Annotated in this window: 14 protein-coding genes; 7 read left to right on the top strand and 7 right to left on the bottom strand. The window is 40.3% G+C overall.

The genetic code is table 11. The annotated features are described in order from the left end of the window. Positions 1-228 precede the first annotated feature (228 nt). Complete coding sequence (locus IEY40_RS16035) at positions 229-1602, bottom strand: lyase family protein (protein WP_188957932.1); 1374 nt, start codon at positions 1600-1602, stop codon at positions 229-231. 92 nt (positions 1603-1694) lie between these two features. On the opposite strand from IEY40_RS16035, the gene acnA reads away from it, so the two are divergent. Continuing rightward, the gene (gene acnA, locus IEY40_RS16030) at positions 1695-4421 is read left to right on the top strand and encodes an aconitate hydratase AcnA (RefSeq protein WP_188957930.1); all 2727 of its coding nucleotides are present in this window, start codon (positions 1695-1697) and stop codon (positions 4419-4421) included. 253 nt (positions 4422-4674) lie between these two features. Here acnA and IEY40_RS16025 read toward each other — a convergent pair whose 3' ends face one another. After that, a complete protein-coding gene (locus tag IEY40_RS16025) occupies positions 4675-5724 on the bottom strand; it encodes a GGDEF domain-containing protein (protein ID WP_229777135.1) in 1050 nt (349 codons plus the stop codon). 242 nt (positions 5725-5966) lie between these two features. On the opposite strand from IEY40_RS16025, the gene IEY40_RS16020 reads away from it, so the two are divergent. Continuing rightward, positions 5967-6257, top strand: coding sequence for a TetR/AcrR family transcriptional regulator (locus IEY40_RS16020; protein WP_188957927.1), 291 nt, complete (start codon positions 5967-5969; stop codon positions 6255-6257). Here the strand turns inward: IEY40_RS16020 and IEY40_RS16015 are convergent. Continuing rightward, complete coding sequence (locus IEY40_RS16015; RefSeq protein WP_188957925.1) at positions 6223-6786, bottom strand: TetR/AcrR family transcriptional regulator; 564 nt, start codon at positions 6784-6786, stop codon at positions 6223-6225. The genes IEY40_RS16020 and IEY40_RS16015 overlap by 35 nt on opposite strands. A gap of 233 nt (positions 6787-7019) precedes the next feature. Here IEY40_RS16015 and IEY40_RS16010 point away from each other — a divergent pair, with 233 nt between their 5' ends. Further along, the gene (locus tag IEY40_RS16010) at positions 7020-8090 is read left to right on the top strand and encodes an L-dopachrome tautomerase-related protein (RefSeq protein WP_188957923.1); all 1071 of its coding nucleotides are present in this window, start codon (positions 7020-7022) and stop codon (positions 8088-8090) included. Positions 8091-8146: 56 nt separating this feature from the next. Here IEY40_RS16010 and IEY40_RS16005 read toward each other — a convergent pair whose 3' ends face one another. After that, the gene (locus IEY40_RS16005; protein WP_188957921.1) at positions 8147-9769 is read right to left on the bottom strand and encodes a methyl-accepting chemotaxis protein; all 1623 of its coding nucleotides are present in this window, start codon (positions 9767-9769) and stop codon (positions 8147-8149) included. Between the two features lie 646 nt (positions 9770-10415). Between IEY40_RS16005 and IEY40_RS16000 the strand changes: the two genes are divergently transcribed. After that, complete coding sequence (locus tag IEY40_RS16000; protein WP_188957919.1) at positions 10416-15302, top strand: PAS domain S-box protein; 4887 nt, start codon at positions 10416-10418, stop codon at positions 15300-15302. A gap of 3 nt (positions 15303-15305) precedes the next feature. Further along, on the top strand, positions 15306-16265 hold the full coding sequence (locus IEY40_RS15995) for a diguanylate cyclase (protein ID WP_188957917.1): 960 nt from the start codon (positions 15306-15308) through the stop codon (positions 16263-16265). Between the two features lie 33 nt (positions 16266-16298). Here IEY40_RS15995 and IEY40_RS15990 read toward each other — a convergent pair whose 3' ends face one another. Then, entirely contained in the window at positions 16299-17270 is a 972-nt protein-coding gene (locus tag IEY40_RS15990) for a DUF3187 family protein (protein ID WP_229777134.1), read from the bottom strand. 587 nt (positions 17271-17857) lie between these two features. Here IEY40_RS15990 and IEY40_RS15985 point away from each other — a divergent pair. Both IEY40_RS15985 and IEY40_RS15980 read left to right on the top strand, forming a co-directional pair. Beyond that, entirely contained in the window at positions 17858-18196 is a 339-nt protein-coding gene (locus tag IEY40_RS15985; protein WP_188957915.1) for a hypothetical protein, read from the top strand. A 458-nt stretch (positions 18197-18654) separates the two neighbouring features. Beyond that, positions 18655-19053, top strand: a complete 399-nt coding sequence (locus tag IEY40_RS15980; RefSeq protein ID WP_188957913.1) for a hypothetical protein — start codon at positions 18655-18657, stop codon at positions 19051-19053. Between the two features lie 424 nt (positions 19054-19477). Here the strand turns inward: IEY40_RS15980 and IEY40_RS15975 are convergent, their stop codons facing one another. Beyond that, positions 19478-19789 carry an EscU/YscU/HrcU family type III secretion system export apparatus switch protein gene (locus IEY40_RS15975; RefSeq protein WP_188957911.1) on the bottom strand — a complete coding sequence of 104 codons (312 nt, stop codon included), beginning with the start codon at positions 19787-19789 and terminating at the stop codon, positions 19478-19480. A 19-nt stretch (positions 19790-19808) separates the two neighbouring features. Further along, a complete protein-coding gene (locus IEY40_RS15970) occupies positions 19809-21869 on the bottom strand; it encodes a hypothetical protein (protein WP_188957909.1) in 2061 nt (686 codons plus the stop codon). Positions 21870-21963: the final 94 nt, after the last annotated feature.

Raw genomic sequence — 21963 nt, 5'->3', positions numbered from 1 at the left:
GATAAAATGTGAAGTAAAGAGTGAAGAAAATAGCGACGGCCTGTATCAATGAGATAGGTCTATTTCGATCCATTGAATTGACTTGTCTCGTGATAAAATCTGCAGCCAGCAATGAAATGCCTTCCTGTTAACGTTACGATAAATGCTTAACACGCCAGTATGCCATGTTAAGCGTTTGCTTTTTGTATCCAATAAGCCGCGCACATTTTTCTTTGTACATTACAAATATTATTTCGTTTTGGCCAAATGCAATGGGTCAAGTATCGTTTTGAGTTTATCTTCGTCCAAATCGGTTTCTTCAAGTGCAATGGCTAATACTGATTTATGTTCTTTATCTGCACGTTTAGCAATTTTTGCGGCCATATCGTAACCCACCACGGAATTAAGTGCGGTCGCCAGAATAGGATTTTTCTCCAATGCCTGGGTTAAATGTTCTACATTGGGGCTAAACTCGGCAAACACTTTGTCGGTCATGGCTTGGCAGGCATGGGTTAATAAATCAATACTGGACAGTAGCTTGTCGGCAATCAGTGGCAACATCACATTCAATTGAAAATTACCCGATTGCGCCGCAATGGTTATGGTTGCTTCATTGCCAATAACTTCAGCGGCAATCATGGCTACCGCTTCTGGGATCACGGGATTAACCTTACCGGGCATTATCGATGAGCCGGGTTGCAGCGCAGTTAAGCTAATTTCTTGTAACCCTGCTACAGGCCCTGAGTTCATCCAGCGTAAATCATTGGCGATTTTCAATAACGTAACCGCTAACCCTTTGAGCGCCGAAGCCATGGCTAAGGTGTGGTCTTGGCTACTCATATATAACGCAGGCATTATCGCCGCCTGCCAAGGGATTTTATCTTGCTGTTGTAAGTCATCACATGCAAGTTTGGCAAAATTGGGATCACAATTAACGCCAGTGCCAACCGCTGTACCGCCCAATGGCAAATGATGCAGGCTAAGTTCTACTTGCTGAATTCGAGCTTGAGCACTGTTTAGCTGTTGTTGCCAACATCGCAGTTCCTGACCAAGCGTAATTGGCATGGCGTCCATTAAATGGGTGCGACCAGTTTTGACTGTATTGGAATACTCATCGGCCAAAAACGCTAATCTGTCATGCAAGCCATTAATGGCCGGATACAATAAGTTCTTTAATTGCCTAACCGTACTAATATGAATACAGGCGGGCACCACATCGTTACTACTTTGACCCATATTGATATGATCATTAGGGTGAACCTTTGCCTGCAAAATGTCACTGGCAAGGCTGGCAATGACTTCATTAACATTCATATTCGAACTGGTGCCAGAGCCTGTTTGGAACAAATCAATCGGAAAATGCTGCGAAAAATCAAGCTTTTTAGCGGCGATAATCGCTTGTTGAATCGCTTTGGCCATGGCGCTATCTAACAAATCGAGTTGGCTATTCGCCTTTGCTGCAGCTGATTTTATGTCGAGTAGGGCGAGTATCGCTGGCGTCGGAAAGCGCCGCTTCGAAAACTGAAAGTTATCTCGTGCGCGTTGAGTTTGCGCCTGATAACAAACGTCATCTGGCACCTGTACTTTCCCCATACTGTCATATTCTATACGCATCTTACTCATAAGGTTTCCGACTCGATTTTTGATTTGTATATGTTAGTGTGTTCACTAAGCTTAGCAGGAAGTGCCAATAAACGTTTATAGGGAGATCAGTAATGAACCATTCTATGCAATTATTGAAACAGCTTGAAAGTAATGGAAAAACTTTCCGGTATTACAGCTTTGATCGATTAGCTGAACACTACGATTTAGCCCGCTTACCCTTTGCGGCAAAAATATTATTAGAAAATCTTCTGCGTTACGAAAAGTCGGATTTTGTCCAGCCAGAAGATATTGAAACCTTGGCCCGCTGGGATTTAGATAACTGGTCAGAAACCGAAATTGCCTTTGTTCCTTCTCGAGTCATTCTACAAGATTTTACTGGCGTACCTTCGGTGGTCGATTTAGCCGCAATGCGTGATGCCATCGTGACATTGGGCGGCAATGCCGACGCGATTAATCCACTGAATCCGGTAGAGTTGGTGATTGACCACTCAGTGATGGTTGATGTATTTGCCGAAACAGGGGCGCTACAAAAAAATACTGCCATTGAGATTCAACGAAACCGCGAACGATATCAGTTTTTGCGTTGGGGTCAGCAAGCCTTCGACAACTTTAAAGTGGTACCGCCCGGGCGCGGTATCGTGCATCAAATCAATCTGGAATATTTGGCGAGAGTGGTCTTTGTCAAAGAAGATGACGATAACCTATTGTATCCCGACACCTTAGTGGGAACCGATTCTCACACCACCATGATCAACGGTTTGGGAGTATTGGGTTGGGGCGTCGGTGGCATTGAGGCTGAGGCCGCGATGTTAGGCCAACCGGTGACGATGTTGTTACCCGAAATTGTCGGATTTGAATTTGTCGGTACATTACCCCCAGGAGTTACCGCGACTGATCTCGTGTTAACGGTAACCGAACAGCTGCGCTCATTTGGCGTGGTAGGTAAGTTTGTAGAATTTTTTGGTGCCGGTGTTGATCAATTAACCTTGGCTGATAGGGCAACCATTGCCAATATGGCGCCAGAATACGGTGCGACTTGTGGCATCTTCCCGATTGATGAACAAACCCTAGATTATCTCAAGCTTACCGGTCGAGATCCAGAGCGTATCGCACTGATCAAAGCGTATCTTAAACAGATGGGCATGTGGGCCAGTGCATCCGACAACAAAGCCTGTTATCACGCAACCTTAAAACTGGATTTAGGCAGTATTGTGCCTTCTATTGCTGGCCCTAAAAGACCTCAGGACAGAATTGCACTTGAGCAAGCTGGAGTCAGTTTCCGCCAATGGTTGGACAGTCAAATCCCTGTGAGCCACATCGATGCCGAAGGTAAAGACGAGTTGGCAAGCGAGGGTGGTCCATCGGTGCAAGTACCCGTCGCCGATGGCAGTACTGGTGTTGCTTGTCGTTATCGAGATAAAGACTTTGTGCTGGAAGCTGGCGCGGTGGTGATAGCGGCGATAACCAGTTGTACTAATACCTCTAATCCATCGGTGTTAATCGCAGCCGGATTATTGGCCCGAAATGCGCGTAAAAAAGGCTTACAGGTTAAACCTTGGGTGAAAACCAGCTTTGCACCAGGCTCACAGGTAGTGACGGATTATTTAATTAAATCGGGTCTTAGTGTTGATTTAGATGCTCTAGGTTTTCAGTTGGTTGGCTATGGTTGTACCACTTGTATTGGTAATTCAGGTCCATTGCCTCAACCCGTTAGTGAAGCGATACAACAAGGCAGGTTAAAGGTGTCTTCGGTGTTATCGGGCAACCGTAACTTTGATGGCCGCATCCATCCAGAAGTACAAGCCAATTACTTAGCATCGCCGCCGCTGGTGGTTGCTTATGCATTGGCCGGAAATATGAAAGCCGATATGGTTACTGAGCCATTGGGTGAAGATGCTGATGGTAATGCAGTTTATTTAAAAGATATCTGGCCAGACAATCAGGAAATTCAACAGGTCATGGCCAGCGCGGTACAAAGTGAGATGTTTGTTTCCCGTTATGCCGACGTATATAGCGGCGATGCAGACTGGCAAGGGCTCGAGGTAGTACAAAGCCAAAAATATAACTGGCCCGACTCCACCTATGTTAAACAGCCGCCATTTTTTGATGGGATCAGTGCTGAAGTACCTAACATTATGGCTATCGACAATGCCCGTTGTTTGCTTAAGTTAGGTGATTCGGTCACGACTGACCATATATCACCAGCGGGCTCTATTGCACCAGACAGCCCTGCTGGAGACTACTTACAGCAAGCTGGAGTCGCCATAAAAGACTTTAACTCTTACGGTTCACGTCGTGGCAATCATGAAGTCATGATGCGCGGCACCTTTGCCAATGTAAGGTTAAAAAATCAGCTGGCTCCGGGGACCGAAGGCTGTTGGACACGTTTAATGCCTAACGGTGAGTCGATGACCGTATTTGATGCTGCTATGGAGTATCAGCAACAAGGTACGCCTTGTATTGTGCTGGCAGGTAAAGAATATGGCACTGGCAGCTCGCGGGACTGGGCAGCAAAAGGGCCTGCACTGTTGGGGATAAAAGCGGTTATAGCACAAAGTTATGAGCGTATTCACCGTTCTAATTTGGTAGGAATGGGCATCTTGCCTCTACAGTTTATGCCTGATGACAGTGCAGAAGCACTAAACCTCACAGGTGAAGAACAATTTAGTATTCCTGCGATAAGTGCCGAACAGAAAACAGTTAAGGTATCAGTGACCGACAAAGCGGGTAAGCAACATTCGTTTGAAGCTAAAATTCGCATTGATACCCCTAATGAGTTTAGTTATTACCAACATGGCGGCATCTTGCATTATGTATTACGAAACCTAGCGAAGTAATACCCATATTAATCTTATTAACAAGGTCATGTTTAATGTTGGCCTTGTTAATAAATTGATTTTTAAGGCGCTTATATTAAACCCATTCATGAGCGGGGAGGTGTGAGCTCCGCAACTGTTTGGTTTATCTCTTAACGAACAGTGACACTATTAAGTAAGCCATGTCTAAGTAAGCCATGTTGTACATGATGTAATTATCTGGTCAATTAAGCCTAATAATACCACTGCACAGCGTCTCGCGGGGCAATCGTATTTACGTCGGATGAACCCGATTTCGACCTAAAGTTTTCGCTTGGTACAAACATTTATCGGCATTGTTGATCAGCTCATCAATAGTTTGATCTTCAGCAAGCTGTGATATGCCAATACTGATGGTGACGCGGATCTGATGTTTAACAAAGTTGATGGTGTATTGCTCAACACTGCTACGGATTTTCTCTGCGATGACGCTCGCTTGCTCTGATGATGTTTGTGGCAGAATAATCAAAAACTCTTCGCCGCCCCAGCGTGCGACACAATCTTGCTGTCGGACTTGTTCTTTAAAGAGGGCCGATAACTCGGTGAGTACCATGTCTCCGCCATTATGGCCGTATTTATCGTTGACCAATTTAAAGTGGTCTAAATCGCACAATAATACTGATAAAGGTTCATTGTTGCGCTGTAATCTTGATTTCTCTTGTTCCAAAATCGCAGCGGCATTGCGTCTATTCGCCAGTTTGGTTAGTGGATCGCGCATAGCAAGCTCTTGGTATTGTCTGCTCAGTTCAAGAGCACTGATATAGGCTTGCATTCTGGAATATTCATACAGAGCTGATAAAAAGGACATGGTTAAAAACGAAATAATCAACCTGAGCGAAAATTCATTGCTGTATTGTGCATGCTCAACCCATTGCTGCGGTAAAAATATGATAATGCAGATGATGCATAGGAACAGAGATAAATTAATTAAGCCGTGACGCAAACCCAATACGTAAACCGATACTGGCGCGACAATGAAAATCCATAATGGGCCCGTTAGGGAAACTCCGCCACTAAAGACCAGATAAAACATTAATAAATACAGCGAGTAAATCACGAGTGTGGCGCTAATACTAATATCAAAACGCTTCACAGAAAAGAAGGCCAGCAAATACGTGATACTGGCAATAAACAAGACGATAGTTAGGATTGTGTTATCACCAAATAAGCTCACTATTCCCATCAATAAGGTGATTGACATTCCAACCAATGAAAACAACGAAATAACCCGAGCCTGTTGCTGCTCTGCGGTACTATTTCGGTGTTTTTTGATGAGTGCTAGCAATGCTTAATCCTTTTTTGATTGAAGAGCGAGGCATTACATCATATAAGATAAGTCACTCAGAAATTGTAAAATAATGCCATGTAAAGCCTTTATTTAGGGTGCCATAAAATAATAGTTTCTCCAATGAAATTTGTAATAAAACGCATTAAAGTGGCTGCCAACGAAAACCAGATAAATAAATGGCATGAGATCTCGAAAGGCATTTTTATTGTGGCTAATGGTTATGTCAGACAGAACCATTAATGCCAACTTCCTTATGTGCAAATAAAGCGTTAAGAAAAGAGAGACTACTCTCTATAGCCAGAGAGCTTATTTCGAATAATGGTTTTGAAGCCTTTACCATTAATGAGCTTGCGTCTAAGGAGCAGTTGAGTATTCCTACTGTCCATAATTTATTGGGTAAGAAAAGCGATATTTTTGAACAACTTATTGTTGAAATTGTTGAAGTTGTTGATAATAAGATAATGGGCATTTATCGCACTTATTGTACTTATCGCATTAGTGCTCATTTAACCAGGGGAGTAGCGCGTTGATGGTTTGGATGATGGTATTGGCCGAGTCCGCCTGGTAACCGTATATACGAATGCCAAAAATGACCGTCATCAGCTGTGCTGCGTAAGCTTTAGCCTGTACTTCTGAGTAGGTTAGGCTTAGATATTGGGTATAAATTTTTTCTATGTTGGCTAATTGCTCTGAGGCAAACTTGTATAAACTATTTCCTTGCGATGCCAACTCAAGTTGTGTTTTGATTAAAAAACAGCCGCAGTAATCACACGCTTTTGACTGTTCAATTAAATCAGTCAATATTTGCTTGATACCTTCATTGACGTTCGAGGTATTGGCCATTTTTTGGTGAATTGAGCCAATTGAGGACGAGGCATAGCGAGCTAATGCTTCCTGAAACAGCTTTTCTTTACTTTCAAACTCATGATAAATACTGCCCGGTTTTAATCCTGTCGCTTTAGTAATCTGTTGGACACTTGATGCGGCATAGCCTTGTTGCCAAAATAAAGTAATAACTTTATCTAATACGTCTTCACGTTGATAATTCTTCTTCGCCATAGCGCTTATTCCTAAATCCTACTGCATATTTCAATTAGCCTAGTTGAATGAGTTATCCATGAGGCTTATTTATAATAATAACACCACTTGAATGATTGTTCAAAAAAGCTTGCTTCTAAGCTTGAAAATGATTATCTTGAATGCATATTCAAATAAGAACGATATGAGTTAGTTTGTGCGTGTCGTTGATCATTACAGCTCGCTAGACTCATTATTCAATAGGGATCCTCGTTATGTTAAGGCTCATTTTTGTCGTATTACTGCTCGCTTTATTAAGTGTTACGGCAATCAGTGTGAATGCAGGTGAATTTTCTGTTTTTCGAGAGTTAGATAAACAGCATCCACCGGGTAATATTGCAGTATCTGCGACAGGTCGTGTTTTTATGAGTAATCACCACTTTTATGGTGTGGATGCTCGAATCGTAGAGCTTAAGCAAGACGGTACGATAATAGATTATCCTAATCGCGATTTTAATCAAAAGCTTAACCCTGTACTCGGCGTTGTTGTCGATGAAAAAGGGATTTTATGGATGCTTGAAACGGCCACTGGGCATGACCGAGCAGGGCATTTAATCGGTTGGGATACGTTAAATAACCAACTTTATAAAACAATTGAGTTAACTGCAGCAGTATTGCCGGTTAATTCATTTTTGAATGACTTAGCGGTCGATCGCGATCATGAGGCTATTTACATCAGTGACCCTGCTGGTGGCGATAATGCAGGCTTAATTGTGGTTGATATAACGACAGGTAATGCACGTAGAGTTCTCGATAGCACTGTTTATACACGCCCTGAAGATATCGATGCAGTGATTGATGGCAAAACATTATCGATTGGTGAGCAACCTATCCGTATTGGCGTCGATTCTATTACATTAGACATTCATAATGAATGGGTTTATTTTGGCGCGTTGAGTGGTGAGAAGTTGTATCGCGTGCATACCCAATATTTATTAGATGCTAAAATTTCGGCCAATATGTTGCGTAGCAAAGTAGAGTTTTATGCCAACAAGCCTATCAGTGATGGTATTACAATAGATAACAGCGGTAACATTTATGTCACTGACATGACTCACAATGCTGTTGGGTATATTGATACGGATCGCCAGTACCATATTTTATACCAAGACGCTGATAAATTGAGTTGGGCAGACGGTTTTGCCACCACTACTGACGGTAAAATTCTCGTAGCAGTTAATAAATTACACTTATCTCCAGCAGTGAATAACCAAGAAGATAAGAGTGATGGACGTTACTATATTATCCAATTTGATGCCTTAGCAGAGACGACTGTGGGCAGATAATGAATCCCTAATTAACAAAAAGGCTACCTGGGGTAGCCTTTTTTAATGCTCAATAATTAATTGATAGTAAAAAATGAAAGTACTTTTTTCTGATTAGATGATTGCTTTGATAAATCGATACTGGCTTTAGAGCTATGACTAATTCCCGCGACATTTTGATTCACCATGTCGACCATTTGGGTAATATTTTTAGAAATATCATCCGTTACGCTTGATTGCTCTGTTGAAGCGGTTGCGACTAAAGAGTTCATTTCTGAGATTCTAGAGACCGATAGGGCAATGTCTGAGAAGGAGTCCCGTACTTCTTGAGCAATTTTTTGGGCTTCATCAATTAAATATGCATTTGATTGCATGTATTCATCAGCTTTGGATGCTTGGTTTTGCAGTTTGGTAATAATTTCTTGAATGTTGATGGTAGAGGTTTGCGTTTTACCTGCCAATGTTCTCACTTCATCAGCAACAACAGCAAAACCTCTGCCTTGTTCTCCAGCGCGTGCGGCTTCAATTGCAGCATTAAGTGCTAATAGATTGGTTTGTTCAGAAATACCATTAATGACTTCAATAACAGCGCCAATTTCGTTTGAGTAACTCTTTAACTGATTGACGATTTCAGTTGACTCTTTAATAGAGTGGTTGATTTTGTCCGAGATTTTATTTGACTCTTGCAAAGCGTGATGGCCTTTATCGACACTTTGATTCGCTTCAATTGCTGACGATTCTGCTTCAGTAGCATTTCGGCTAATGTCCATTGCGGTGCTCGACATTTCATTGACAGCTGTTGCGACTTGCTCAACTTGCATTAACATGTTTTGCGAGTTGCTGTCGGCTTGCTCCATGGTGGAGGCCAATGTTTGTGACGAGCTATCTACTGTGTCTGCCACGGTGATCAACTGTTGAGTTAATTTTGCAAATTGTTCAGAGGTTTTGTTTAAACAATCTGACAGTATTCCAAGTTCATTTTCACCTTGGTTATCAATACGTACACTCAAATCACCTTGAGACATTCTGATCATCGCATGTTGTATGACTGTAATTGAACTAACAAGAAGGCTGGAGATGCGTAATGCCATAAAAATAATAATGATAGCGACAACACCTACCGCTACCACCATGATCGTCATAGAACGGCTATAAATTACGTCGCCATATTCACTTGCCGTAATAGCGCCATTTTCATTTAACGTTGACAACTTGAGCAGTGTTTCTGAGTATTTACTATAAGCCGCTAATGATTTACCCAAAAACATGGTTTTTGCTTCTTCATTATCATTGTTTTCAGATAGACGCAGGAGTTCGATTTGAATGGCTAGATATTGACGATAAAGCTCGTCAAACTCATCTAGAAGCGCTTGCTCTTGAGGGCTAGATATAAGCACTCTATAGTCGTTAATGGTTTTTTCTATTTGTTGTTTCTTTTGGTTAATCGCATTGGTTGCTTGCTGTATTGTTTGAGAGTCTGTCGAAATAATGTGGACAGCTTCATCGTTACGCAGATCTGCTGTTTGGGTGTTGATGCGTTCAATTAATTGTACTGAAGGAAGCCAATTAGTTGAGATTTCTGTTGATTGTTGGTTAATGGTATTCATCTGTGACAATGACAGTAACATTAATCCAATAATAGCAATGACAGGAATTGAAAAACCCAGTAACAACAATTTGCCAATTTTGATATTTCTCATTTCTATCCTTAAACCTCATGATCATATGAACAGTTGATATACAATTAGTCAGCTTTTTTAAATCATATTTAAATCATAGTACCTTGCATAACATTTGCAGCATTTTTGACATCAGGGCTGATATGTTAAGTCGCTATAATCGATAGTGGAAACGCTTGTTTAGATGTTTCTTGTTTAGGTATTTACAGTTTATCGGTAAATCACAAAACTTCTTTAATAGGCTCTCGGTATTGGTATACGAAATGCTAGGCGTTGCTGATTTTTGCAAGTTGAATGGTATCAAGTTAAACACGGTGTTCACTGAGATGAATCGATTGGTGCTGAGAAAGCTATTAAACACAGAGTAAAACTGGTTTAGCCGAATCCTTCGGGTAATGTTTTTGGGCCGTTTGACTGGGTAATCGACTTTTTCGCTGAGTCGCGATACCGCAGTGTCGGAGCCTAAATGACTGGTCAACAATTCACTGTAAAAGTAGCCTTAGAGAGCAACTGGCCTTAACTTTTCTCTTAACTTTTATCTTAACTATGCCCTTAAGTATTTACCGTGATTTTAACTTGGAAAATACTTTGTTTTTCAATGTGTAGCTTGTAAAAAACTGCCTTATCGTCCACAGTTAACCATCCGTAGCTTGAAACTCACATAAACATGACTAGATTTGCTAATTATAAAAACGCGCTTAAATTGGGTGTCGGAGTATTCGCTTTTGGCTTAGTCATTAGTGTGGGCGTCGTTTTAAGTGTTAAAAATAAAAATAATAACATCATTGTTAATGAGCTTAATGCTGTTACAGAGCAAGTCGTCAATAATATTACTGACCGTATTCAGTTATATCAGTACGGCTTACGCAGTGCTCGCGGTATTATTTTTACCGCAGGTGAAGATGGGATTAATCGGCAAGGGTTTAATAAATACACTCAGACGCGCGATATCGATAAGGAGTTTCCTGGCGCTAGAGGTTTTGGGTTTATTCGGCGAGTGAGTGTGACTGACGAAGCCAGTTTTATTAGCGCAGCGCAATTAGATGACTGGCCTACGTTCGAAATTAGGCAGCTTAACGCCCATAACGGTGAACGCTATATCATTCAGTATATTGAACCTGTAGAGCGTAATTTTTCCGCCGTTGGTTTAGATATTGCCTCCGAAGCAAACCGTAAAAAAGCGGCTTTAGATGCTATTTTAACTGGGGAGGTGAGATTAACCGGGCCTATTACCTTAGTGCAAGCGACTGGTAATCCATTACAAGCCTTTTTAATTTTAATGCCTATATATCGTACAGGTGGAACCCCTGATACGCCAGAGTTAAGAGAGCAACAAGCCTTTGGTTGGAGTTATGCTCCATTAGTGGCCAATGAAGTTTTTGGCGACTTGTCGTTGTCGCGACCCAATACTAAGTTATTGGTCAAAGATATTACTGATACTGCCAATACAGTGACCTTTTACGAAACCCACATCGATGACTCAAGCCCTTTAACTGAGTATATCGTGACTGTTGAACGTGAGGTTTTTGGCCGTAATTGGCAATTATCGTTAGTTGCTTACCCTAACTTTGTCAGTAAATTGCATTTAACCTCGCCTAACATTATATTTATTTACGGCTTTATATTGAGTTTATTGCTGGCGTCTTTTCTTGCCTTTTATAGTTATACTTTAGGTCGAAAACAGCTGGTTTTAGCCGATAATGAACGACGCGCAAATATATTAGAACATTCACAAGATGCCATTATTAGTTACGATTGCGATGGCGTTGTCACAGGGTGGAATCAAGGTGCTGAACTCACTTTTGGCTACACCCATAGCGAGGTTGTTGGTCTTAAAAAACATGGCTTTATTGTTGCTAATGAAGGGCAAAGTCAAGATAACGCACATTTTGATCACGTGTTAAGCGGTAAACCATTATTAAATTTTATTGGTTATCATAAACGTAAAGATAATGAACTCCTCACAACCACAATGACCTCGTTAGCCATTTACAATGAATTTGGTGTCATTACTGGTGTGAGTCAAACTATTCGAGACATTACCGCGCAACAAAATGCAGAAAAACAAATATTAAGTTTAAATGCCAGCCTCGAGCTAAAAGTCACTGAACGCACGCAAGCATTGCAGCAAGCTTTGTCAGAAAATAAAACCTTACTCGATAATATCAACCAACAGCTCTTATATTCTGAAACAGATAAAGATGGCGTAATATTGGCGGTAAACGACTATTTTTGTATTGCATCAGGGTATACCCGTGCGCAGATGATTGGCCAAACACATTCTATTTTGCATTCAGGTCAGCATGATGATGCGTTTTGGCAAGACATGTGGGATACCATTAATCAGGGTAAAAGTTGGCAAGGTGAAGTGTGTAACCATGACAAGCAGGGGGAGGCTAAATGGTTTGATACACTCATCACCCCTATTGTTGATAACAATGGAGAGTTAGAGCGCTGTATTGCCCTGCGAATTGATATTACTGAACGTAAACACACGCAACTTGAAAATCTTAAACTGACCTCATTATTAACCAATGTACTTGCTGCGGCATCTGAAATTGCCATTATTTCAACAAACAGCGAAGGCGTTATTACCATGTTCAATCGCGGTGCTGAGTTGTTGCTTGGGTATAGTGCGAGTGAAATTGTTGGTAAAATGAGTCCGGCAATAATGCATGTGCCTTCTGAGGTTAGGGAACGAGGTAAAGAATTAAGCGAAGAATTTGGTGAAGAGATCAGTGCGTTTGATGTTTTTGTGTATAAACCCAGAAACTTTGGCCCTGAAACGCGAACCTGGACGTATGTTCGTAAAGATTATACCCAATGCCAGGTATCTTTATCTGTTACCGCAATGCGTAATGAGTCTGGTGAACTTATTGGTTACCTTGGGGTTGCCGTTAATATCGATACCATGTTGAAACAGCAAGAAGAGTTAATGTCGACCAGCAATCAATTAATTAAAGCCGCTGAGGTTGCAGAGCTGGGTATATGGGATTTAGATTTATTAACGGAAAATTTGCAATGGAATGATCGTATGTTTGTGATGTACGACTATCCTCAAGAGATACAGAAAGACGGCCTTAATTATCGACATTGGCAGCAACGTATTCACCCAGATGATCTTTATATGGCAGAGCAAGCATTACAACAGGCCATTGAAAACCATTCGACTTATCAACCAACATTTAGAATCCTTAATCGCGCAAATCAGGTGCGTTATATCCATGCTGGCGCGCAAATCAGTTACGATAAACTAGGCAAAGCTGTTCGTGTCGTTGGGATTAATCGAGATATCACTGAGCAACGCGAACTCGAGCAAACTTTGCGCTTAGCCAAACAGGATGCAGATGCCGCGAGTGCAGCTAAATCAGCATTTTTAGCCAATATGAGTCATGAAATTCGTACACCAATGAATGCGGTATTAGGTATGCTTCAATTAGTACAGCATTCTGATATGACGCGACAACAACTCGATTACGTCACCAAAGCGGAAATCGCGGCAAAATCCTTGTTGGGTCTATTAAATGACATATTGGACTTCTCCAAAATTGATGCGGGTAAACTTGATCTTGATGTTCATCCATTTCAAATGGAAACTTTAATGCGTGAACTGGCTGTCATGTTGGCAACCAATGTTCATAGCAAAAGCATAGAAGTCATTTTTGACCTTGACCCAGACATTCCATACCTTATTGAAGGCGATGAACTGCGCTTACGCCAAGTGTTATTAAATCTTGCAGGTAATGCCATTAAGTTTACTTCACAGGGGCATGTGATTGTTGGAGTGCATTGTCATCAACTTAGCCAGGATGAAGTCAAACTTAACATTTCAGTGTCAGACAGTGGTATAGGTATCAGCAAAGAACAAGCAGGTAAAATATTCCAAGGCTTTGTGCAAGCTGAGTCATCCACCTCAAGACGATTTGGTGGCACTGGTTTGGGGCTTGCTATCACTAAGCGCTTAGTGGAGTTAATGGGCGGGGAATTAACCTTAAATAGTGAGGTTGGCCAAGGCAGTCGTTTTGGGTTTGATTTGTCTTTTTCTGTGGTCGAGATGAAAAACACTTATCTCGATATTGATTTACAAGGTAAAAATATTCTTATTGTTGATGACAGTAAAATGAGCCGTAAAATTTTGTCAAAAACACTGATGGCTCATGGTGCTTATGTTAACGAAGCGAGTAACAGTAAGCAGGCTATTAATCTTATTGACCAAAGTTTACATGCAACCAACCATTATGACGTGATTATTATGGATTGGCGCATGCCTGAAATGGATGGTCTAGAAACCGCACAACATATTCAATTAATGTTTCCAGAAGGCTCCGCTCCCGCCATTATTATGCTTACAGCTTACGGCTCTGAGGTGATGAAGCAAACCAAGCAGTATGATCAACAACCTTTTGTTAATATGTTAACCAAGCCGATTACGGCTAACTTAATGCTTGAGGCCGTGCATCAGGCTATTAGTGGTGAAGAAATACCGTTAGAAAGTAAAAAAGTGACCCACTTAGCCTTGCAAGGAATTAGAGTGCTGGTGGTTGAAGATAATCAACTCAATCGTCAAGTTATTGATGAGTTACTTAGATTACAAGGTGCGATTGTTACATTAGCCAAAGGCGGTGTTGAAGGCGTAGAGTGGGTGACCCAATCTAACAATGTATTTGATATTGTTATTATGGACATGCAAATGCCTGATATGGATGGCTTAGAGGCAACGCGTTTAATCCGTGCAGATGGTCGATTTAATGATTTGATGATATTAGCGATGACAGCAAACGCTTCTTTAGCAGACAAAGCATTATGTCTTGATGCTGGTATGAATGAGCATATCGGCAAACCGATTGACATGACGCGTTTACTGCCTTGTATGTTGGGCTTGTTAGGGAAAAATGTACCTTCATTGGGCGGTGTTAATGATATAAAAGCATTTATTGAGTTACCTGATGAGCTTACAGGCGACGATGATGTAATTATTGAAAGTCCTGAGTCGATATTAAGGCGTTTTGGTGGTGAGTTAGCGTTCTTTATTGATGTAAAACACCATTTTGCTGTGGAAATGTCAGAGCAGTTAATGGCGTTAACTCAAGCATTTAAACAACAAGACACCGATAAAATAAGCATTATTGCTCATACTATCAAAGGTACTGCCAGTAATATTGGTGCAAAGCGTTTAGCCGCTTTTGCCGCACAGCTTGAACAGAATATAAAACATAATGTTCAAATTGATGCGGATGTTTATTTGGGGCAGCTCCAGGGACAAATTAACGACAGTTTACATGTGCTCGATACTTTATTCCCTGATGAAACTGCGGTGCTAACAGCAAATGAGTTGGATAAAGTGCCATTGTTGCCGATAACCAGTATAGGGCCAGATAAAATAGATAGGTTAATGGCATTATTAGTTGAGCAAAATTTAGATGCAATTGGCTATCTTGAGCAATTATCAGATAATATGGCTACAGATAAGAATTGGTCAAGATTAAAATCTCAGGTGAGTCAACTCGAGTTTTTGGATGCTATCGATACCCTAAAGTCGATAATTAAGGAGTGATGCGTGTTCATAGATGAGTATATTTCTGGTGTTGCTCCTGTAAAAGGAAAAATACTGTTGGTTGATGACCAAGTCGTCAACATTAAAATATTGCATCAATTACTGCAAAATGATTACGATATTTATATGGCCAGAGATGGGCATCAAGCGATTGATATGTGTAAAAAAGTCAATCCAGATATGGTGTTATTAGACATTGAAATGCCAATCCTTAATGGGTTCGATGTCTGCGCTCATCTTAAAAACGACCCCAAAACACAAGATATTGCGGTAATTTTTATTAGCGGACATTTTGATGAAGAAAAAGAAGTTAAAGGATTTAACTTAGGGGCTGTAGATTTTATTCATAAACCCATTAACCCAGTCATTACCAAAGCACGGGTTAAGAATCAACTTATGTTAAAGTCACAATCCGACTTACTTCGTGCCATTGCTCTGCTAGATGGCTTAACGGGAGTCGCAAACAGGCGTAAGTTTGAACAGGTGTTACCCGTGAGTTGGCTGCAAGGTTGTCGTGAGCAACAACCATTGACGATTATTTTATTAGATATCGATTTCTTTAAGCTATTTAATGATACCTATGGGCACACTGAAGGCGATACTTGTTTAAGAAAAGTAGCCCAAAAAATACAAGATACCGTTAACCGCCCTTATGATTTAGTGGCGCGCTATGGTGGTGAAGAATTTATTTGTGTTTTACCCAATACCGATTTAGTTGGAGGCACTTATGTGGCCCAGCAAATAGTCGACAGCATTATATCGCTTAAAATTGCACATGAAACCTCAACAGTATCTCATTTTGTGACGGTAAGTGCGGGCGTCTCGACGATAGTGCCCACAAGAAATATCCCTGAAAAAGTATTAATTGAAGCTGCCGACAAACAGCTTTATTTAGCAAAAGAGCGCGGCAGAAATAGAGTGCTTGGCACACAGGTTTCAATAGCAGAATTGACCGCAGTTTAGTGGTTATCGCAGGGCAACATATTGCCCTGTTGATTAAAATTTATGACGATATCCCAGCGTGTAAGCAATATCTGCACTGTTATCCATATTCTCAAAGTTTTCAACCAGCGTGAATTCAATTGCACTGGTATTTAAGTAGTAACGATAGCCTAGTAAGGCTTCATGCGATGCATCAGAGAAGTTCTCATCCCAGCTTACCAATCCTTCATATCGGTGAATTTCGGCTAACCAACCATGGCGTCCAGTTCGATATTCATAACCGATCCCAATGCTGGTGAAACGAGAGTCATAATGATTAGTTGATATCGACTCGGTGTCTTCAATAAAGCTGACGCCAAAGCTTGAATTAACATTATGTGGGCCATTTTTGTAGCTGTAGTTTATTTGGATACTTTGCGCAAATGAATCTTCAGCAAATGGACCACTATCGACAGATTTGAAATATAGGCTAGCGCCTAAAGATAATCCATGACGCTCAGTTTGTACGAGTTGGTAACCTAAGTATGCTGTTAAAGCATTTTCGAGGGTTTCACCGTTTAAATCATCAATGTGAATACCATATTCTTTTGATTGTATTTGGTTTTGATGTTTAGCTTGGTTTTGTCGGCCATTTTGATCAAATCCAAACGCATCGTGAAACCACATCGTTAGCGAGTCTAGATGGTTATCAGCGCTAAATCCCCATCGATAATTAATATCTAACATCAGAGCATCAGACATCTGCCACTTTACGCCACCAGTGACCGCATTTTGGTAGTAATCGGCCAGTAGTACATCTGATTCAGACCACATACTCGCGATATTGGCTGTGATGTACCATTCGCGTTGCCCATTTGGCAACGAAAAACCTGAACGCAATAGTGGGGTGTGATTGATCGATTGCATTGGCGACTGTGCATACACTCTTAACGGACCGTAATCGTCAAAGTCGATCATTTGAGCTTGCGCAGCAGGTAAACATGTTAGCCCTAAGAGAGTGAACAATAGATTCTTTTTCATCAGCATAGTTTTCTCATTTTATTCGCGTGGCTCATCAAGCTATTTCGCAGCTTAAATTGAATGGCTTATTGTTATAACGAGCGTTAGAGATTACCAAGTCCCGCATTATGATTGCGTGCAATATAAATTTAAACAACAAAAAGTGAACATAATATGCAAAACAATTATATTGAGAAACTTTGTTGAGTTAAATCTGTGATATGTCCTGATATGTTTTTTTATGTCACTGTTAAAGAATAATAATGGATAAGTTTTTATGTAACACATTGATTATATTTTAATAGTACGGTATAAGGTAATTGTTAAAACAAATTTAGTCTTTGGATGAGATGCATAAATTTGTGATGGACGGTTATGTTTAAATGGAATTTATAATGGATTATTCTTCGCTATACCTAAATTATCGAACCCAAATATCTACAGCCTTTACAGCTGTAGTGTTTATGCTGCGTCGACTTCTGCCTGAGCGCAGTGACTATCACTTAACAAGTGCTGAAATAAACCCCGTTACTAGTTGTTCTTTATTCATGAGATACAAATTATTTATACACAGTTTAACTTCGTTAAAGTGTGTGATGGATTAAAGGAATAGCATGGACTTTTTTCTGTTACTTGGCTTACTCGTGATCTTACTCCCACTGCAAATGTTGTTAGATATTGCCATTGAAACCAAAACCAACTTTGATCGTAAAGGCTGTGATTATTTGTTGGCATTTATTCCGCTATTAACGTTTTTTTACCCTGAGCATTATCTGTATAGTTTTCTATCACTCGCTGTCATTGTGTTGTACGGCATTTCATTACGATTCTATGCGGCATTTAACGATTGGCTTGAATTTGATCAAGACCGATTAGCTGGTTTATGCCTGGGCGGACTCGGTTTGGGTGGGGTATTTATCATCGCAAAATTTTCATTTCAATTTTTGCTGTAGCGCTGTGATTTTATGTAGTAGTTTGATATTTTTTGGCGCTTCACCATAGATGCGCTATTTGATAACATTTTGTGCCTGGTATTTGCACTGCAAATCCATGCGGCGTAGTTACATTTGTAATTACGGTGTTGATTATGGGAACCATTAATATTCGTATCGTTGATGAGCTAAAAACACGCTCTTATACGGCCTTGGGAAAATAGGTATGACGCCAACAATTGCTACGCCAAACATTGGAATATGCAGCGCAAAGAGGGGCTGCCATTTAAGTCGGTACTGTTAACCGATGAGAATCGATCCCTGGATCTGATAGCAACATTTGTGTCTATTATTTTTAAATTTGAAAGGATTACCTGGGGATTCCCTCGATTTTGGCGTTGAGGATGTAGAATGCCGCTTTATGAGTGAAATAAGTATGTGTCGTTATAGGATTACTAAAATATAAGGCTGTTTTTTGAATGGGTAAGAAAAGTAGACATAAAAAAGAATGTAAAGAAGCAAGAGCCAAAAATATTGCTGAGTATGAAGAATGGGTATATATCTTAAAAAAAAAGTGTAATTATTACGCTATTGCATGGTTAGTATTATTTTACTTTTTTCCCTTCATTTTTATAGCGCTATTCGAAGTCTCGACTGCTGTTATATTAATGGGATTTACTTGGTTTATAGCTTCGACAGGCTATTTCCTAATATTTAAATATTATGCGAAGTCTGTAAACGAGTTTTATTATAACTTGTTATCAAAGAGTCGGTATGGACATGGGACAATGGTTTCGGCTGTATACCAGTTATCTAGAGGCGGAATCTTACTAATGATTATACTTGGAGGCGTTAGTGTCTATCAGTGGATGACATAGTCTCTAATCGTGTGAAAAGTACATTAAGAAATCGCTAATGACAAGTTGATGAGACACCTAACACATATGAGCCTCCCGGCAGTCAATAGGAGAGCTCTTTTGTTACGGTAGGGTATTTGGCTGCTTTTGCTGTCAAATTAAAATCAATCAACAAATTCATCTACCTCGTTCGTCATTTTGCTGTTAAATCATCTTGTTCTTAGCAAAAAAGCAAACACATATAGGTTTTCTTTAAAAGGCAATGTTGCCTGACGTTTTTCATTCCTATGACATATCATGACTGATACTACTAAACACTTCTGTTCAAAAATAATCTTGGAAAGAAAAAGATTTATTATAAAAAATGATGTTCGTTCTCAGATAAATTATTAAACTTTAATATAAACGCATAAGTGCGTTGTTCATACTTTTTCCATGTTAACCATTAGGCTTGGGCAACAATTTTCTGGTGGAGATTATTCCATTGCTCAGGAAATTTACCATCGAGCATATAAACAAATGCGATGAGTTCTGCTATCAATAAGTATAACTCTTTGGGGATTTCTTCTCCGAGTTCTAGTAATTGTAAAAATTCACTTAAGTGCGGATCCTGATGGATATGTATGCCAGCATTTTTTGCAATCGCTATGATTTCTTCTGCAACGAGATCTTTACCTGAGGCAGTAATTTTAGGGGCACTTTTACCGTCAAAACTGAGTGCCACTGCTTGTTGAATTTTTTTCGATTCGTCATTCATATTTAGTCCCTTGTCTTAACTAAGCTCTTGTCTTAACTAAGTAATGATCCCCTGGCAATAGCGTTGCGGGAATTTGGGTTAATTGGGTGCTAAATGTGCCAGGTGTTAAACCTATTTGGCTAATTTTACTTGCTAAGGCACCATTAAAATTATCGACCTTTGACAATAATGCTTGGCTGTTACCTTTAAATTGTATGTCGAGTGTGTCGCCCTGTTTGTGGGCACAAATGAGTAACGAGCCTTGTGCTAAATTAAATTTTAATTGTAATTTCCAACCATTAACTTTGTCTTTATCTAACTCATTTTCTTGTTCGAATTTCCCTTCAAATTGCTCATCACGCTGGTTAATTGAGTAGGGCAGAGCAAAGTACCAAGTCAAAGCTTGGTTAGGATCGGCACTCGCTTGTTGATACATTGCGATACTGCCGGCAAGTTGTGCCATAGAATCCGCTCCTCCAAGTTTATCAAGTGCACTTAATAAGCCTGAATTTCCCGATAACTTAGCGAGGGTACGTTGTTGTATTTGATTGAGATGCTCTTGCAATTTTGCACTTATCCCTGAGCCTGTCGTTTTTGCCTTTACCCCTAATAACAGTTGAAATAGTGTTGTTATAGCTCCACCAGAATAGAGGGTAGAAGAGACTGAACTATTCGCCTGTGATGATGTTTGCGCTAAGTTTAATCCCGCAAGGCTTAGAAGCTCTTGGCTTAGTAAGCTTGGGTCGCTCAAGGCGCTCAGTGGGTGTGGACTCATCTGCGGTAAATGTTTTAGTAATTCAGTGGCTAGACTATTAGGGATTTGCAAAGCGAGTTGTTGTTTTATAGGCATTGCTCCGGCTTTAGACAATGCCTTGTTTAATACTTCTATTGGTTGAGGATCTTTGTTAGCCGTCGGTTGAAGTGTTGCTTGAGCTGATGCTTGATTTTGGCTGCCTTTTACTTCGACAGTATTAAGATTCGCGGCTGTTACATTGACATCATTAATATTACTTTTTCCTTGCAGAGTGCTCTGCTGCGCAGGTGATTGCTGTAAAATATTATTTGGTATATTCGAGTTACCAGTTTTTACACTCAACGTATCGGCTTTTGTTGACGTAGCAATTTGCCCTTGCTGAATATTTTCACTTGTCTTTGAACCTTGACTCATCGTATTCACTGGGTTTGCTGTTGCTATTGGCATTGCACTTGAATCGGTTTTATTGATGCCTGTTTGATTTGTGTTTGCAGTAGGGAGTGGCGTCGCTTCGAGTTTTTTTAAAAACTGACTTAAAATCTGTGCAGGTTCATTTTTAGTTATCACGATATTGTCTTGCTGCAATGATGCTATTACTGGCGCTTGCTTAATCAAATCGACTTTTACTTCTCCAATCACAGGGGTTAATGCGAGTTGTAATTGTTGTTGATTAACGACCACTTTTGCAAGATATTGGCCGTCGTTTAATACGATATTGTTAGGTAGCTTAAGACTTGGTCCATCGGTAAATGTTAGTTGACCTTGTGCGATTAGCGCAGTGGGTAAAGGGTAACCTTGAGCTCTAGATGCTAAAGAGGCTAATTGCTGTGTCGATACGCCATTTTGTTTGGCTAATTCAGTTAACGATTGCGGTAAAGCTAATTGCACTGTTTGTGCTAACAAAATGATTTGAGTCGAGATTGGTTTTATACTCGAAGCGGTTTGTTGTGTTGTTTGCTGCTGGGTAGCTTGTTGAGCTAATTCTGCAGATGTCGTTATTTGAGTTGCTGCAACCTTTGCGACCAGCTTAGCTTGATCACTGGAGATGACAACTTGAACGGTTTGCTGCAATAATTTTTGTAATTCGACGGTCTTATTGAGCTGGTACTGCTGCTCTTGAATGCTCACATTAACTTGGGCGCTACTTGATGTCTGTTTTTGTTGTATGTGAACAGGCAACAATAATGTTGAAAGATCGGATTTTATATTGGCTTCAATGTTTTTAGTGGTCGCAGATAGATTTTGAGGTTGCTGATTTTCGGGTGTGTTGGTTTGACTTGCACTGGCAGGTTTTGGTGTTGCAGGGGCGGTTACCGTCGTTGCTGTATTAATTATCGGCAAAACCATAAATATCCTATTAAGCAAACAAACCAAAATATCTTTTAAAATCAATCAAAGAGTTATTGGAATATTTATCTTTTACAAATTTTTGATTGATATT

Origin of the sequence: Shewanella ulleungensis (assembly GCF_014648315.1) — a bacterium.
Lineage (GTDB): Bacteria > Pseudomonadota > Gammaproteobacteria > Enterobacterales > Shewanellaceae > Shewanella > Shewanella ulleungensis.
Note: the sequence above shows the minus strand (reverse complement) of the source record. Positions and strands in the feature narration are given on the sequence as shown.

Bases quoted from the DNA above. Each gene is read 5' to 3' on its own strand.
- IEY40_RS15990 (WP_229777134.1), bottom strand. From the start codon at position 17,270: ATGCTGATGAAAAAGAATCTATTGTTCACTCTCTTAGGGCTAACATGT.
- IEY40_RS16000 (WP_188957919.1), top strand. From the start codon at position 10,416: ATGACTAGATTTGCTAATTATAAAAACGCGCTTAAATTGGGTGTCGGA.
- IEY40_RS16015 (WP_188957925.1), bottom strand. From the start codon at position 6,786: ATGGCGAAGAAGAATTATCAACGTGAAGACGTATTAGATAAAGTTATT.
- IEY40_RS16035 (WP_188957932.1), bottom strand. From the start codon at position 1,602: ATGAGTAAGATGCGTATAGAATATGACAGTATGGGGAAAGTACAGGTG.
- IEY40_RS15975 (WP_188957911.1), bottom strand. From the start codon at position 19,789: ATGAATGACGAATCGAAAAAAATTCAACAAGCAGTGGCACTCAGTTTT.
- IEY40_RS15980 (WP_188957913.1), top strand. From the start codon at position 18,655: ATGGGTAAGAAAAGTAGACATAAAAAAGAATGTAAAGAAGCAAGAGCC.
- IEY40_RS16010 (WP_188957923.1), top strand. From the start codon at position 7,020: ATGTTAAGGCTCATTTTTGTCGTATTACTGCTCGCTTTATTAAGTGTT.
- IEY40_RS15970 (WP_188957909.1), bottom strand. From the start codon at position 21,869: ATGGTTTTGCCGATAATTAATACAGCAACGACGGTAACCGCCCCTGCA.
- IEY40_RS16005 (WP_188957921.1), bottom strand. From the start codon at position 9,769: ATGAGAAATATCAAAATTGGCAAATTGTTGTTACTGGGTTTTTCAATT.
- IEY40_RS15985 (WP_188957915.1), top strand. From the start codon at position 17,858: ATGGACTTTTTTCTGTTACTTGGCTTACTCGTGATCTTACTCCCACTG.
- acnA (WP_188957930.1), top strand. From the start codon at position 1,695: ATGAACCATTCTATGCAATTATTGAAACAGCTTGAAAGTAATGGAAAA.
- IEY40_RS16020 (WP_188957927.1), top strand. From the start codon at position 5,967: ATGCCAACTTCCTTATGTGCAAATAAAGCGTTAAGAAAAGAGAGACTA.